Origin of the sequence: Hyphomicrobium sp. D-2 (assembly GCF_029872155.1) — a bacterium.
Classification (GTDB): domain Bacteria; phylum Pseudomonadota; class Alphaproteobacteria; order Rhizobiales; family Hyphomicrobiaceae; genus Hyphomicrobium_A.
This window is the reverse complement of sequence record NZ_JARXLA010000008.1, coordinates 993,299-1,009,019: the sequence shown is the minus strand read 5'-3', so window position 1 is coordinate 1,009,019 and position 15,721 is coordinate 993,299. Positions and strand designations below refer to the sequence as shown.

Below are 15,721 nucleotides of genomic sequence, written 5' to 3'. Positions count from 1 at the left end.
ATGCTTTTTCACCGGAAGAGCCGGCGTAATCTCAAGGAATTCTCCACATGGCAGCTAAAGAAGTACGTTTTTCTGCCGACGCCCGCGAGCGCCTGCTGCGCGGTGTCGACATCCTCGCCAACGCTGTGAAGGTCACGCTGGGTCCGAAGGGCCGTAACGTCGTGATCGAGAAGTCGTTCGGCGCTCCGCGCACCACCAAGGACGGCGTTTCGGTGGCCAAAGAAATCGAGCTTGAGGACAAGTTCGAGAACATGGGCGCGCAGATGGTGCGCGAAGTTGCCCAGAAGACCAACGATCTGGCCGGTGACGGCACCACGACCGCAACCGTTCTGGCTCAGGCCATCGTGCGCGAAGGCCTGAAGGCCGTTGCTGCCGGCATGAACCCGATGGATCTGCGTCGCGGTATCGACAAGGCCGTTGCTCAGGTCGTCGAAGAGATCGCCAAGCGCTCCAAGAAGGTGAAGAACTCGGGCGAGATCGCCCAGGTCGGCACCATCTCCGCTAACGGTGAGAAGGAAATCGGCGAGATGATCGCCGAGGCCATGCAGAAGGTTGGCAACGAAGGCGTCATCACGGTTGAAGAGGCCAAGAGCCTCGACACCGAGCTGGAAGTCGTCGAAGGCATGCAGTTCGACCGCGGCTATCTCTCGCCGTACTTCGTGACCAACGCCGAGAAGATGACCGTTGAGCTTGAGGACCCCTACATTCTCATCCACGAGAAGAAGCTTTCGAACCGGCAGCAGCTTCTGCCTGTTCTTGAAGCTGTTGTGCAGTCGAGTCGTCCGCTGCTCATCATCGCCGAGGAAGTTGAAGGCGAGGCTCTCGCAACGCTCGTCGTCAACAAGCTGCGCGGCGGCCTGAAGGTTGCTGCGGTGAAGGCTCCCGGCTTCGGCGATCGCCGCAAGTCCATGCTGGAGGACATCGCGATCCTCACCGGTGGTCAGACCGTTTCGGAAGACCTCGGCATCAAGCTTGAGAACGTGACGCTGGACATGCTCGGCCGCGCCAAGCGCGTTTCGATCACGAAGGAAGACACGACGATCGTTGACGGCTCGGGCAAGAAGAAAGACATCGAAGCCCGCGTTGGCCAGATCAAGGCTCAGATCGAAGAGACCTCGTCTGACTACGACCGCGAGAAGCTGCAGGAGCGTCTGGCCAAGCTTGCCGGTGGCGTTGCTGTCATCCGCGTCGGCGGTGCGACCGAGATCGAAGTTAAGGAAGCGCAAGGATCGCGTCGACGACGCGCTCAACGCAACCCGCGCTGCTGTTGAAGAGGGTGTTGTTCCGGGCGGCGGCGTGATGCTGCTGAAGGCTGGTAACGCTCTCGACGTGAAGGGCGATAACGCCGACCAGGAAGCTGGCGTTGCTATCGTCAAGCGCGCGCTGCAGGCTCCGATCCGCCAGATCGCCAACAACGCCGGCGTTGAAGGTTCGATCGTTGTCGGCAAGGTGCTGGAAGGCAAGGGTTCGGCGTTCGGCTACAACGCCCAGACCGACGAATACTGCGACATGATCGAAGAAGGCATCATCGATCCGGCCAAGGTTGTTCGCGTAGCTCTGCAGGACGCAGCTTCGATCGCTGGCCTGCTCATCACCACCGAAGCAGCCATCGGCGAAGCGCCGAAGAAGGACGACGGCCACAGCCATGACCACGGCGGTGGCATGGGCGGAATGGGCGGCATGGGAATGATGTAATCATTTCCGTTCCGGTCAAAAGCCGAAACAGGTTGGCCGCTCGCAGACATCTGCGGGCGGCCATTTTGTTTGCGCCGCGCACCACAACTCTACTGCACCGAGCCAAACTCAGCCTGAGCCATGAAAGACATCTTCGTCGTCACGCACACGCAATCGCAGCACCACGTCGATGGGCTGGTAGGCGGCTGGCATGACACACCGCTGACCGATAGCGGGCGCGCCGATGCGCAACGCATCGCAGCACATTTGCGGGCGGTTGCCGACAGTGCGGCACAGCCGGAAATCTTCACATCCGATCTGATGCGCGCAGCGCAGACGGCGTCGATCTTTGCGGATGCCTTTGCACCCTGCACGCCGCTGGCGATGCCCGACCTGCGCGAGATCAGCTACGGCCGAGCCGAGGGCAAACCGCAACAATGGCTGGACGAACGGCTAACGCCTGCTCCGGACGACAACCGGCTGGATCATCGCTATGCCATTGCAGGCGCGGAGACTCGGCGCGAGTTCGCCACGCGGATCTATCGCGCCATGGACGGCATCATCGCGCGCCCAGCCGAGTTGCAGATCATTGTCACGCACGGATTTGCGCTGACATTCGTCGTCGCGGCGTGGATCGGCATGCCGTTAGAAGCTGCCGGCTTCGTCAATTTCACGGTGCCGAGCGGTAGCGTCACCCATCTGCGGCAGGACGATTACTGGCGCAATCGCGCCGTTATATCGCTTGGCGATGTCTCTTTCCTGGCGCTCGGCGACTCCGCTACGCGGAGCCGGCCGCCGAGCGCGTAGGATCTGTTTCGCACCTGCGACACCCCTGCGGAGAGCCGGCCGCCAGCGCTGATTGGTGCGCGGAGCCCGCCGCCGGTGCATGACGGTGCGGTTCAACAAATCATGGGCAAGGGGCACTTCAGGCAGCGCGACGCAGTCGAGTTAGTCGCCCCAGCCGCGCGATCTGATCTCGTTGGGCATCAGGACATGGCGGTCCGGTGCTGTCGCGCTGTTGGAACTGCTGTTGTTGAAATAGTACAGCGGTCCAGACGGCTTGGACGTGGCGAACTGCTTGGCGCCGCCGGGGCCTTCCGTGCCGCAACGGCCGGAGCTGCGGCGCGCTTCTCACCGCGCTTCTGCACCGCGACCTTTCCGGCATCGTCAGCATCGGGCTGCTTGTTCAGCACACGGGCCTTTTGTGCGGTTTCAGGCAGCACCTTGCGCACCGGACGCTCAATATTCACAGCACGCCTTAGTGGCGCAGTTTCGGTGGCGGCCGGTGAAGCTGGCGCCACAGGCGCAGCGGCAACGGAGGACTGAGGCGCCGCATCGTCCAGCACGCGCGCGATCGGATCGCTCTCTGCGTCGGCACCGTCAGCATCGCCTGCGATGGCGGACGTCACAGGCTCTTCGATCGGTTCAAGATCAATCGGCGACAGCACATGCTGAACAGCCGCCGGGCCAGCTGGAGTAGCGGCCTGATCAATCGCAGCCGTCGCAGCGGGTGCAGCTGGAACGTCCTGCTGCGTTACATAGCCGGATGCGGCGGCAGGCGGCGTTGCGGTTGGCTGCGGATCGGCATCCCCGTCGAACGCGAAGCGGTGGCTGAGTTCCTCAGCACGCGAACGTGCCGAAGTTGAAGCGGACGTGGAAGCAGCACCGGCATTACCCGCAGGCTGCGAAGGGATCACGGCATCAGCGGCCGGAGCAGCATCGAAACGGTTGCGCCAGGCTTGCTGCAGATCCGGCAGGCGATCGACATCCAGAAACGAAGGCAGCGAGCTGGCGGCATGGTGTGCATCTTGCGTTGGAGCCTGCGCTTCCATCGCATCGGCTGCGGACACAGCAAACCCAATCGCCATGACAGCGGCGAAACCACGACCGCATGCGGCCCGGCACTTTTTCGCGTGTGCATTCATACGCTACACCCCCGGCCGCCAGGACCGGTTGCAGGGGCGCTCCACCCTGGAGCCACCCAGAAACAAATTGAACTGGGCAACGCTGCGCGTCCCCACACCCTGGGGGTCGCCCGCAAATATCGTGCCGCCGTTGGCGCGCGCACCTTAGCGTCTGCGCCGAATGGAGATCGCGGTTTACGAGCCGCATTCGACCGGGGCACAACCCCGGGCTAGACCAGGGTGGCAATATTAAATCACCCAAAGGCAATAACATGACGTTACCGAACGTCTCAAATCCGCAATCGTGGGTTGCTCACGGAAATGCTTTTTGCCGTTAACGCGCTGAAGACTAAAATGATGGACAAGCGTTCGAATTTGTGGACCGGTCGGTACACAATACCAACGCACATCGTATCTCCGCTGGGGAGGGGGTAAAAATGGACATCCGGCAGCTGCAGTATCTGGCAGCGCTCGCCCGTGAAAAGCATTTCACGCGCGCGGCCACCGCATGCAACGTCACCCAGCCAACGCTTTCAGGCCGCATCCGCCAGCTTGAACTTGAGCTTGAAGTGCCGATCGTCGAACGCGGCCAGCGTTATCAGGGACTTACGCCCGAAGGCGAGCGCGTGCTCAAGTGGGCGCAGGTGATCCTCAAGAACTGGCAGTCGATGCAGGAGGAGATCAACCAGCTCAAGGGGCTGGACCGCGGTCTCTCGGGCCGCTTGGTGCTGGGCGGCATTCCATCGGCGCTGCCGCTGGTGCCAAGGCTGACGCAGAAGATCGGCGAGATACATCCAGGCATCGAGTTCATCGTGCTGTCGCAGAGCTCTGAGGAGATCTTGCGCGGGATCGCCGATTATTCAGTGGATGTCGGTATTACTTATCTCGACAATGAACCCATCGAGAAAATGCTGGCGACGCCGCTCTACACCGAGCGCTACTGCCTGTTTGTACCGGAAAATCATCCACTTGCTGGGCGGGAGGCCGTTACCTGGCAGGAGGCTGCGCAGCAGCCGCTGTGTTTGCTCACAAGTAACATGCAGAACCGCCGCATCATCGATCGGGCGTTTGAGCGGGCGAATTGCCAGGTAAATCCGAGACTTGAGACAAACTCGGTCATCAACCTGTGTGCGAATGTCAGGCTGATGGGTCTGGCAAGTATAATGCCGCTATATATATTAGAAGTGTTGGGCAATACGTCGGGCGTGAAAGCTATTCCGCTCGTCGAGCCAACGGTTGAGCACAGCGTCGGCCTGGTGGTGGCGGACCGCGATCCGTTATCGCCGCTCATTGATGCCCTGCGGGAAACCGCAACCAAGCTGACGCTTGGCGAGATGGAAACTGGCTTCAACAGCTGATCGCGGCATTCCGCGATCTGGCCTGAGGGTGAAAATGCCATTGCATCAGTGGCTAATGCGCGTTATTGCGCCGCACCATTGATGATCTCGATTGACGCATCGAAACGACCGATTTGATTGCGCGACATCAAGTTGAGACAACTCGGTTTAACGAAACGAGAGCCGCGAAGGCGATTGAATGACTAAGTCTACTTTAAATGTCAAGAATGTTGCCCCCGCTGGCAGCGACGAGCTCGCGCGTACTATTTGCGCAGCACATGACAATCGCCCGGATGCGCTGCTCGAAATCTTCCACGATCTCCAGCATGACCTTGGTTATGTTCCGGAAGAAACGCTGACGGTTATCGCCGATATCCTTAACCGCTCGCGGGCGGAGATCTATGGCGTGCTGACATTCTACCATGAGTTCCGCCGGACACCGGGTGGCCAGCACACGATCAAGATCTGCCGCGCTGAAGCCTGCCAGGCCATGCACACGCAGGAACTCTGCCGCCACGCCCAGGACAAGCTGCGCGTGAAGTTCGGCGAGACGACCGCCGACGGCAAATTCAACCTTGAGGCAGTCTACTGCCTCGGTAACTGCGCGCTTTCTCCCGCCATGATGATCGACGGCGATCTGTATGGCTGTGTTGATAAAGAGCGCTTCGATGACATTATCGCCGATATCGATCGGGGAGCTGCCGCATGACCAAGGCTCGCACCGCAATCCGGGTTTACGTTCCGCGCGACGCAGCGGCCCTTTCGATGGGCGCCGATCCTGCAGCGCGCGCCATCGCTGCCGAAGCCAAGAAACGCGGCGACAAGGTTGAGATTGTCCGCAACGGCTCGCGCGGCATGCTCTGGCTTGAGCCGCTGGTGGAAGTTGAGACGCCGGAAGGCCGCATCGCCTATGGCCCGGTGAAGACTTCCGACGTTGAAGATCTGTTCGGCACCGGCTTCCTTGAGGGCAAGGCGCACAAGCTGTGCCACGGCCTGACCGCCGAGATCCCCTACTTCAAGAACCAGGAACGTCTGACGTTCGCGCGCGTCGGTCTCATCGATCCGTTGTCGATTGAGGACTATCGCAAGTACGACGGCTATGTCGGCCTCACCAAGGCGATGGCGATGGAGCCGATCGACATCGTCGATCAGGTGACCAAGTCCGGCCTGCGCGGTCGTGGCGGCGCGGCCTTCCCGACCGGCATCAAGTGGAAGACCGTCCACGATACGCACAACGAGCAAAAGTACATCTGCTGCAATGCCGACGAAGGCGACAGCGGCACCTTTGCCGACCGCATGCTGATGGAAGGCGACCCGTTCTGCCTCATCGAAGGCATGACGATCGCTGGCATCGCCGTGGGTGCCACCAAGGGTTACATCTACGTCCGCTCCGAATACCCGCACGCCGTTGATACGCTGCGCGAAGCAATCCGCATCGCCAACCGCGCCAACTGGCTCGGCCGCAACATTCAGGGCTCGCCCTATCACTTCGATCTGGAAGTGCGCATGGGCGCGGGCGCCTATGTCTGCGGTGAGGAAACGTCGATGCTGGAAAGCATCGAGGGCCGCCGCGGTCTGGTGCGTTACAAGCCACCGCTACCCGCCATCGAAGGTCTGTTCGGCAAGCCGACGGTGATCAACAACGTGCTGAGCCTTGGCTCGGTGCCGATCATCCTCGACAAGGGCGCCGACTATTATCGCGACTTCGGCATGGGCCGTTCGCGCGGCACGCTTGCGTTCCAGATCGCTGGCAACATCAAGCAGGGTGGCCTGGTCGAGAAGGCATTCGGCGTTACGGCGCGCGAGCTGATCGAAGGTTACGGCGCCGGCACGCTTTCGGGTCGTCCGATCCGCGCCGTGCAGTTCGGTGGCCCGCTCGGAGCGTACCTGCCGGAGTATCTGCTCGACACGCCGATGGACTACGAAGAGTTCACCAAGGTGGATGCGCTTGTCGGCCACGGCGGCATCGTGGTGTTCGACGACACCGTCGACATGGCTGCAATGGCGCGCTTTGCGATGGAATTCTGCACCATCGAATCGTGCGGCAAGTGCACGCCGTGCCGGATCGGCTCGACGCGTGGCGTTGAAACGATGGACCGCATCATCGGCGGCATCGAGCGTGAACGTAATATCACGATCCTGAAGGATCTCTGCGAGACGATGACCGACGGCTCTCTGTGCGCCATGGGAGGGCTGACGCCGATGCCCGTAATGAGCGCACTGCGTCACTTCCCCGAGGATTTCCACCGCCCTGTTCAGGCCGCGGCGGCAGAATGAATGAGATGCGAGGCAACGCCATGACGAGCGAAACCCAGCCACTGACGCTTATCAAAGAAAAAGACTTCGGCACCAAGGCCGCCCACGCGGTCGACAACAGAATGGTGACGCTGGAGATCGACGGCCGTGAAGTGACGGTGCCGGACGGCACGTCCATCATGCGCGCGGCGGCGGAGCTTGGCATCATGGTGCCGAAGCTGTGCGCCACCGACAGCCTCGATCCGTATGGCTCGTGCCGTCTTTGTCTCGTCGAGATCGAAGGCCGCCGCGGCACGCCCGCATCGTGCACCACGCCGGTTGCTGCAGGCATCAAGGTGACGACGCAGAACGACCGCCTGGCCAAGATCCGCAAGGGCGTGATGGAGCTTTACATCTCCGACCACCCGCTGGACTGCCTGACCTGCGCTGCCAACGGCGACTGCGAACTGCAGGACATGGCCGGTGAAGTTGGCCTGCGTGAAGTCCGCTACGGTTATGACGGCGCCAATCACGTGTTCGCCCGCAAGAACGGCGAGCAGAACGAGATGCGGCAGCCGAAGGATCTGTCGAATCCTTACTTCCAGTTCGAGCCCGCCAAGTGCATCGTCTGCTCGCGCTGCGTACGCGCCTGCGAAGAAGTGCAGGGCACGTTCGCGCTGACCATCGACGGCCGTGGCTTTGCCTCGCACGTTGCAGCCGGCATGGACGAGGACTTCCTCGCCTCCGAATGCGTGTCGTGCGGCGCCTGCGTACAGGCCTGCCCCACCGCCACGCTGATTGAAAAGTCGGTGGTGGATCATGGCCAGCCGGAGCACTCGATCGTAACAACCTGCGCCTATTGCGGCGTCGGCTGCTCGTTCAAGACCGAGATGCAGGGCGAGCGCGTTGTTCGCATGGTCCCCTACAAGGACGGGGGCGCCAACGAGGGCCATTCGTGCGTGAAGGGCCGCTTCGCATTCGGTTACGCGACCCACAAGGACCGCATCCTGAGCCCGATGATCCGTGAGAAGATCACCGATCCGTGGCGCGAAGTTTCCTGGGACGAAGCCATCCAGTACGCCGCCGACCGCTTCAAGGCGGTTCAGGCAAAGTACGGCAAGGATTCCATCGGCGGCATCACCTCCTCGCGCACGACCAACGAGGAAGTCTACGCCGTGCAGCGCATGATCCGCGCCGCGTTCGGCAACAACAACGTCGACACCTGCGCCCGTGTTTGCCACTCGCCTACCGGCTATGGCCTGAAGCAGACGTTCGGTGAAAGCGCCGGCACGCAGGACTTCAAGAGCGTCGACCATTCCGACGTGATCCTGGTCGTTGGCGCCAATCCGACCGATGCGCATCCGGTGTTCGGCTCGCGCATGAAGAAGCGCCTGCGCGAAGGCGCGAAGCTGATCGTCGTCGATCCGCGCCGCATCGATCTGGTGAAGAGCCCGCACGTAACGGCTGACTACCATCTGCAGCTCCGCCCCTCGACCAACGTCGCCGTGCTGAACGCACTGAGCCACGTAGTCGTGACGGAAGGCCTGGTGGACCGCAGCTTCATCAACTCGCGTTGCGACAAGGAAGACTTCGCCCGTTGGGAGAAGTTTATCTCCGACGAGAAGCACTCGCCTGAAGCAACGGAAGACCTGACCGGCGTTCCGGCTGCCGACATCCGCGCAGCAGCGCGCCTGTTCGCCACCGGCGGCAACGGCGCCATCTACTACGGTCTGGGTGTTACCGAGCACAGCCAGGGCTCCACGACCGTGATGGCGATTGCCAACCTCGCCATGGCAACGGGCAACATCGGACGCGACGGCGTTGGCGTGAACCCGCTGCGCGGCCAGAACAACGTGCAGGGTTCGTGCGACATGGGCTCGTTCCCGCACGAGTTCCCCGGCTATCGCCACGTGTCGGACGAAGCTACGCGTCACCTGTTCGAAAAGCAGTGGGGCGTGAAGCTCTCCGGCGAGCCGGGCCTGCGCATTCCGAACATGTTCGACAGCGCCGCCAGCGGCACCTTCAAGGGCCTGTTCGTGCACGGCGAGGATATCGTTCAGTCCGACCCGAACACGAACCACGTCACCCACGCGATGGAATCGCTGGAGATCTGCGTCGTCCAGGACCTGTTCCTGAACGAGACGGCCGCCTACGCACATGTGTTCCTGCCGTGCACTTCCTTCCTTGAGAAGGACGGCACCTTCACCAACGCCGAGCGCCGCGTGAACCGCGTGCGTCCGGTGATGCGTGAGAAGCAGGGCATGGCCGAGTGGGAAATCGTGGGTCGTCTGGCGACCGCCATGGGCTATCCGATGATGTACACATCGGCATCGGCCATCATGGACGAAATCTCCGCGCTGACGCCGACGTTCCAGCACATCTCGTTCAAGCGTCTGGACGAAGTCGGCAGCATCCAGTGGCCGTGCAACGACGAGGCGCCGGACGGCACCCCGATCATGCACATTGAGGAGTTCACGCGCGGCAAGGGCCGGTTCATGCTGACGGAGTTCGTTCCGACCTCCGAGCGCTCGAACCGCAACTTCCCGCTGATCCTCACCACGGGCCGCATCCTCAGCCAGTACAACGTCGGCGCCCAGACGCGGCGCACCGAGAACGTTGTGTTCTATGGCGAGGACATTCTGGAGATCCACGCGTCCGATGCAGAAATGCGCGGCATCCGCGATGGCATGACGATCTCGCTGACCAGCCGTATGGGCGGAACGACCATGCGCGCCAAGATCTCCGAGCGTGTGCCGCCGGGCGTGGTGCACACCACGTTCCACTTCCCGATGAACGGCGCTAACGTCATCACCACCGAGAACTCGGACTGGGCAACCAACTGCCCCGAGTACAAGGTGACGGCGGTGCAGGTGACGCCGTCCAACCGTCCTTCCGACTGGCAGGACGAGTGGGAAGTGCGCGAGCGCGAGAACAAGCGCATCGAGAAGCCGCTTGTCGCCGCCGAATAGGCGCGGCAGACATTCGAAGAGAGAAACGGCGGGCGCGTGAGTGTTTGAAATTTTCAAAAGCTCACGCGCCTTGCTTTTCTGCGAGGATCGGCGTCGGTTAGCCATAGCAGGTGGCCGTTCTGTCGATTGCCACGCGGAGCCTCACGCCGATGACTACTGCGCAGCCGATGACAAAAATGGCCGCTGCAATGGCCGATAATCTCAAGACCGATGCGCCACGGGCTGATGAACCGGATGCCGCCGGACAGGGACGCCCTGCCAGGCAGCCGTTGGCTGCGGCGGATATGTGCTCCGTTCCGCTGGAGGCCATAGCGGTCGATGCGGCAGGCAACGCTGAACCGCTGGTGTGGCAGCTTCCCGAGGAAGTGGCCGTCGCCGTGCAGATCAACACCGAGCCCTACACGGTGATGATGGCGACCCCCGCCAACCTGACCGACTTCGGCATCGGCTTCGTGCTGGCGGAAGGCATCGTCGAGCGTCGCTCCGATATTCTTGGCGTGCTGGTGATGCCGGTCGAGAACGGCTTCGCGGTTGATATCGCCATCGATGAGGAAGCGCTGGCTGAAGCGCGCATGCCGCGCCGCTCGATCGAAGGGCGTTCCGGTTGCGGGCTGTGCGGGGTTGAGAACATCGCCGATGTGGTGCGCGTGACCAAGCCGGTGCCGCATACCGTTCGGCCTTCGGCGGCAGCAATACTGAAGGCGGCGCGCGAACTGCCCCGGCGGCAGACGATGAACCGCTTCAACCGCACTGTGCATGGCGCGGCCTGGGTTACGCTGGATGGCGAGATCTTGCTGGTGCGTGAGGATGTCGGCCGGCACAACGCGCTGGACAAGCTGATCGGCGCGATGGCCGATGCAAACGTGGAACTGACGGGCGGCTTTGTGCTGATGACGAGCCGCTGCAGTTTCGAACTGGTGCAGAAGTCGGCCACCTATGGCATTGGTGCGCTGGTTACGGTTTCGGCGCCAACGGCGCTGGCATTGGAAATTGCCCGCAAGGCAAACCTTTTCGTCGCCTCACCCGCCGGTGAGCGCGTTGTAATTCTCAACTCCTGAACGACCGGAAAGCTCTATCGCTATGGAAAACCGCGACATGATCCGCATGGCCAACCAGATCGCGGCCTTCTACGAACCCTATACGCGCGCCGAGGCCCTGAAGGGCATTCACGGCCACATCCACAGCTTCTGGGAGCCACGGATGCGCAAGCAGATCTACGAATACATCGACGGTGGCGCGGAAGGTCTCTCGCCGCTCGTCACTGCGGCGCTCAGCGACAAAAAGTAAGCGGTCCGGCCAAACTCGGTTCAGCCTGCCTGCCTTGGGCGCCGGGCGCACGCTCCGCGTTGATATGGCAGGCAGCCGTGTTGCTGATTGTCGTCGGCATGCGCTTTCCGCTCGGCCGTCTCCTCAGCATCCCGCCTGAACAAGCGGAAAACTGTCGCCCCTCGCGCAAGCCTTGATTAGGCAACGCGCGCATCTCGCCACGATTAACTTGCAGCGCCGTGGCTCCTGCCTATCATCAGCGCACAGACGTATGCCTTGAAGAGTGTTTGCGGGGCTGCGCGCTGCTGAGTTGGGAGGAGGATTGCCATGGGCATCGCATTGACGCTGCAGGAATACCTCGACGACCGCCACGTCCCCTACGTCATCCAGCGCCACAAGCGCACGCACTGCGCCGTCGATACCGCGCGTGCCAGCCACGTTCCCGGCGAGAGGATCGCCAAGGCTGTCGTGCTGACGCGCGAGGGCGGGTACATATTGGCGGTTGTACCGGCGACCGCGCGCGTGCGCCTCGACGTGATTGAGAACATGCTGCGGTGCCCGGTGACGCTGGCCAACGAAGATGAGATTACCGAGCTGTTCCCTGACTGCGATCTGGGTGCCGTGCCACCGCTGGCCGAGCCCTACGCCGTCGACGCGTTCCTTGATGAAAGCTTCGACGATCAGCCGAACGTCTATCTGGAAGGCGGCGACCACCGCAGTCTGGTGCGCATCTCGGGTGAAGCGTTTCGCGATCTGATGAAGGATGCCACGCGCGCACGCATCGCTTTTTGATTGCGCTCGGCGACTCTCCTTCGGAGAGCCGGCCGCCGAGCGGAGCAGCTGTTTGATTGCGCTCGGCGACTCTCCTCCGGAGAGCCGGCCGCCGAGCGCGTAGTGCGCTAGATGTCGGCCGTCTTGTCGAGATGCGCGGCGATCAGCGGATAAACATCGTGCGAGGCGTTTTTGCCGAAGATGCAGTCGATGTGCCCATACCCCGGAATGACATGACGGTCGTAAAGCTGCCGCCCGTTGACCGCCGCCAATCGATCAATTGTGCGCGCGGTGCTTTCCGGCCGGAAGCAGGCGTTATCGCCACCGTGCACAAATAGGATCGGCAACGCCATGCGCTCCAGATTTGGCAGGTAAACATCGCGGCCTTCAGCATCCAGCAGCTTGCCTTCGCGCGTCAGCAGCGCGAGGTGACGGAAGGCCTCGATATTCGCTTCACCGAACATCTCCGCCAGCCCTGACGTGATCGTCGCGTCGTTCAACTGCGCAAGGTTGTAAAGCCTGCCGTACAGCGCCGTGATGCGATTGCTGGTGGCTTCGCGCGTGCGCTCGGAACGGGGCACCGGCACGATCATCTGCAGAACTTTATCCAGCACACGTTCACGCAGCGGATCGGCCGTGGTGGCACGCGCATTCACAACATCGATGCCGATGGCCTCAAACAACTCCGGCGCACGCAGATAAGCCAGCATACGCTGCGGGAAGAACGGCACCACGTAGTCGGTAGAGATCTGCGAAATCACAGCTGAGCGCACGCCCTCAAGCCCCGCCAGCATCGACATCGTGAAGGTGGTGGCGCCGAAGCAATGGGCGATGACCTGCACCGTCGGCGCACGCGTGATGCCGCGCACCTTCGCCAGCGCTGCCGGATAATCGCGGATCGCCACATCATCGGCGCTCCACAGTTCATGCGCATACGGCAGATCGACACTGGCGCGATAGTCGAGCAGCCAGCAGTCGTACCCCTCGGCAACGAGATATTCGAGCAGGTTGGTCTCGATGGTGTCGATGGAGAAGATGAGGCTGGAGACGCCCAGACCATGCATCAGCACCACCGGACCTTTGGCGCCGCCGCGATAACGCGTGAGCTTCAGCGTTTTGCCGTCTTCCGTACGCACCAGATGCACTTCCGGTTCGGGCACGCGCAGGGTGCGTTTCTTGCGCGGGTTGAGCGCGTCATAACGGCCGGTGCGTGCCAGCACGCCGCCGTAGGTGTCGAACAGCTCGCGACTGAAGAAGCGCCCAAACTTGCCGACTGCGCGCATGCGATCGGCAGTGTTGGCGCCGCCCGTTCCACGCAGCGTCTGCATCTGCACGTAGAAGTCGGACGGTGCGATCTCCAGCATGCCCCGCGCCAGCGGACCGAACTGACCCTGGCCACCGCGCGCAATGTCGATGTTGAGACGCGTTGTATCGCGCCACAGATCGAGAGTTGCATCGGAGCGCACGACCTTGTGGCCATCGAAATAATATTCCGAACCATCGCGCGCTGCGAGCGAGAAGCGATAGTCGAAACGTTTGGTTTCGACGGCGGCTTCGTCAACGCGCATCAGATTGAATTTACCGTCGAATATTTCCAGCGGTTCGGGCGAGAGCGCCGAGCATTCCACCGTACCGACGATGCGGCCCGAACGCTGAGGGTCAGCGACGAAACGATCAACGTCATCGATGATGACCGTGAGCGTGAAATTACACGGATGGCCTTCTTCCTTGCCGCGCCGTGCTGCCGTTTCATGGGGCAATGCAACGGCCGGCGAGACGAAGCCCGCCATACGCTCGGTGAACTCGACGCCGGCCGGGCGGGTTGTTTCACGCCCCTGCGGCGCGGCAACCAGCAACGGCAGATCGTGACGCTGCGCATCGGAGAAATCCCAGCCGCGATCCTTCGCCAGATGGATCATCGCGCGTTCGGACAGTGCCGTGATCGTCAGCAACGGATTGACGCCGAGCGGGCGCGGAATGACCGAGCCATCGCACACATAAAGGCCGGCGTGCACCGCGTTGGCGGGCGCATCGGGCCGCGCATCGAACACCTGGCACTTGTGATTGACAACGCCGTTGGTGCGGTCGTGCCCCATCGCACAGCCGCCGAGCGGATGCACAGTGATGAGGTTGTTGCCAAGAATTGTTTCGGTGAGCGGATTGCGGATGTAGTTGCCGCCCGTCGCCAGCGTGGCGCGGCGCAGCGTGCGATCGACCTTGTCGAAAATCGACTGTTGCGCCACCTTGGGCCACACCAGCTTCAGCCGTCCGTTATCAAGCGCGATGCGGCCCTTGCCATCATCATGGCTCATGACGAGATAGGTCTGCGTGTTGTTGACCGCGCCCTGATAGGCGCCGAACAGCAGACTTTCGCGACGGCGTTTGCGCTCCGCCAGAAAATCGACGACGCCGCGATCGGTATCCTCGCCCAGCTTGTCGCCGCCGATGGTCAGCAGTGCGGGCAGGATGGGCGCGAGGGCGGATGGAAGCGAGCCTTCCTCAATGACGATGCCGTCTTCAAGGTTCTCGGTGTTACGCAGATCGATCATGCCGGAGATGCACGGACCAACCGGACCGGTATCGGCCACCGGCGGATCGCCCACACCGATACCGTTGATGCGCACATCGTTGTTGTAGGCGAAGGCCAGCACATCGCCGTTGCCGGTGAAGCGTTCGCCGAGCTGATCGGAAACCGCAAGCCCCTCCTGACGCGAACGCAACAGGATTTCGGTCGAGCCGAGCGTACCCGCAGCGAGCACAACGACATCGGCGGTGATCGACTGATCAGCGGCGGAAAACTTTTCGCGGTCGTGGCCGATTGCTTCGAAGAAAATGCGCCAGCGGCCGCGCTCCGGCAGCACATGCGTAACGCGCATTTCGGTGAAGATCTCAGCGCCATGCTGAAACGCATCGGCGATGTATGTCACCTGCACGGTGTTTTTGGCGCCGACGTTGCAGCCCGAACAGCAGTCACCGCACAGCGTGCATGCGGGCTGTTCAACGCCCGCGTAATTCACCTGCTTCTTCAGCGTTACGTTGATCGGCGGGCGCGTGATGTCTCGGTGGAACGCGTTGCCGCTGATGCCAAGAGCGTGCAGCTTGTCCAGCTTCGGCCCTTCGTACGGCACCGGACGCAGCACATCCATCGCGCGCGCGAAGCCCTCCTGCCGGGTCTGATCCTGCGCCAGCTCCGGCGGCCAGACGGGGTCGTCCCACACGCGCGGATCGGGCGGCAGCGAGACGTTGGCGTTCACCAGCGAACCGCCACCGAGGCCGCAACCGACGAACACGTGGATGTCCTTGCCGAGCCGCAGATCATACAGCGCCGAGGGCGAACCCGAGACGCGCTGACCTTCGCGCGAGACCTGAAACTGCTCCTGCGCCTCGATCATGCGGTCGGGGAAATCGCCGATGGCAAACTCCTGTCCGCGTTCCAGCACTGCAACGCGCTTGCCGGCTCGCGCCATGCGCGAGGCGGTAACGCCGCCGCCATAGCCGGAGCCGACAACGACGACGTCATAACGCAGCTTCAGATCAGCAACAGACTTGGACAGGCGCCGCATTA

The 15,721-nt window shown here is 62.2% G+C and carries 10 protein-coding genes and 1 pseudogene; 9 read left to right on the top strand and 2 right to left on the bottom strand.

Features of this window, described 5'->3' with window-relative positions:
* Positions 1-47: 47 nt before the first annotated feature.
* Positions 48-1,695: pseudogene (groL, locus tag QEZ49_RS17080) on the top strand (chaperonin GroEL).
* Positions 1,696-1,815: 120 nt separating this feature from the next.
* On the top strand, positions 1,816-2,481 hold the full coding sequence (locus tag QEZ49_RS17075) for a histidine phosphatase family protein (protein ID WP_280388537.1): 666 nt from the start codon (positions 1,816-1,818) through the stop codon (positions 2,479-2,481).
* A 179-nt stretch (positions 2,482-2,660) separates the two neighbouring features.
* Here QEZ49_RS17075 and QEZ49_RS17070 read toward each other — a convergent pair whose 3' ends face one another.
* A complete protein-coding gene (locus QEZ49_RS17070) occupies positions 2,661-3,542 on the bottom strand; it encodes a hypothetical protein (protein WP_280388536.1) in 882 nt (293 codons plus the stop codon).
* Between the two features lie 473 nt (positions 3,543-4,015).
* Between QEZ49_RS17070 and QEZ49_RS17065 the strand changes: the two genes are divergently transcribed.
* From QEZ49_RS17065 to QEZ49_RS17035, 7 genes are all read left to right on the top strand, one after another.
* Positions 4,016-4,936, top strand: coding sequence for a LysR family transcriptional regulator (locus QEZ49_RS17065; protein ID WP_068460540.1), 921 nt, complete (start codon positions 4,016-4,018; stop codon positions 4,934-4,936).
* Between the two features lie 178 nt (positions 4,937-5,114).
* Entirely contained in the window at positions 5,115-5,624 is a 510-nt protein-coding gene (locus tag QEZ49_RS17060) for an NAD(P)H-dependent oxidoreductase subunit E (RefSeq protein WP_280388535.1), read from the top strand.
* On the top strand, positions 5,621-7,192 hold the full coding sequence (locus QEZ49_RS17055; protein ID WP_280388534.1) for an NADH-quinone oxidoreductase subunit NuoF: 1,572 nt from the start codon (positions 5,621-5,623) through the stop codon (positions 7,190-7,192). The genes QEZ49_RS17060 and QEZ49_RS17055 overlap by 4 nt, the downstream gene beginning before the upstream one ends.
* Positions 7,193-7,233: 41 nt before the next feature.
* Complete coding sequence (gene fdhF / locus QEZ49_RS17050) at positions 7,234-10,119, top strand: formate dehydrogenase subunit alpha (RefSeq protein ID WP_280388588.1); 2,886 nt, start codon at positions 7,234-7,236, stop codon at positions 10,117-10,119.
* Positions 10,120-10,268: 149 nt separating this feature from the next.
* Positions 10,269-11,177: a formate dehydrogenase accessory sulfurtransferase FdhD gene (gene fdhD / locus QEZ49_RS17045; RefSeq protein WP_280388533.1), complete on the top strand. Its 909-nt coding sequence runs from the start codon at positions 10,269-10,271 to the stop codon at positions 11,175-11,177.
* A 22-nt stretch (positions 11,178-11,199) separates the two neighbouring features.
* Positions 11,200-11,406: a formate dehydrogenase subunit delta gene (locus QEZ49_RS17040; RefSeq protein ID WP_280388532.1), complete on the top strand. Its 207-nt coding sequence runs from the start codon at positions 11,200-11,202 to the stop codon at positions 11,404-11,406.
* 306 nt (positions 11,407-11,712) lie between these two features.
* The gene (locus tag QEZ49_RS17035; RefSeq protein WP_280388531.1) at positions 11,713-12,177 is read left to right on the top strand and encodes a YbaK/EbsC family protein; all 465 of its coding nucleotides are present in this window, start codon (positions 11,713-11,715) and stop codon (positions 12,175-12,177) included.
* Between the two features lie 107 nt (positions 12,178-12,284).
* On the opposite strand, the gene QEZ49_RS17030 is transcribed toward QEZ49_RS17035, so the two are convergent.
* Positions 12,285-15,719 carry an alpha/beta fold hydrolase gene (locus tag QEZ49_RS17030; RefSeq protein WP_280388530.1) on the bottom strand — a complete coding sequence of 1,145 codons (3,435 nt, stop codon included), beginning with the start codon at positions 15,717-15,719 and terminating at the stop codon, positions 12,285-12,287.
* Between the last annotated feature and the right edge of the window lie 2 nt (positions 15,720-15,721).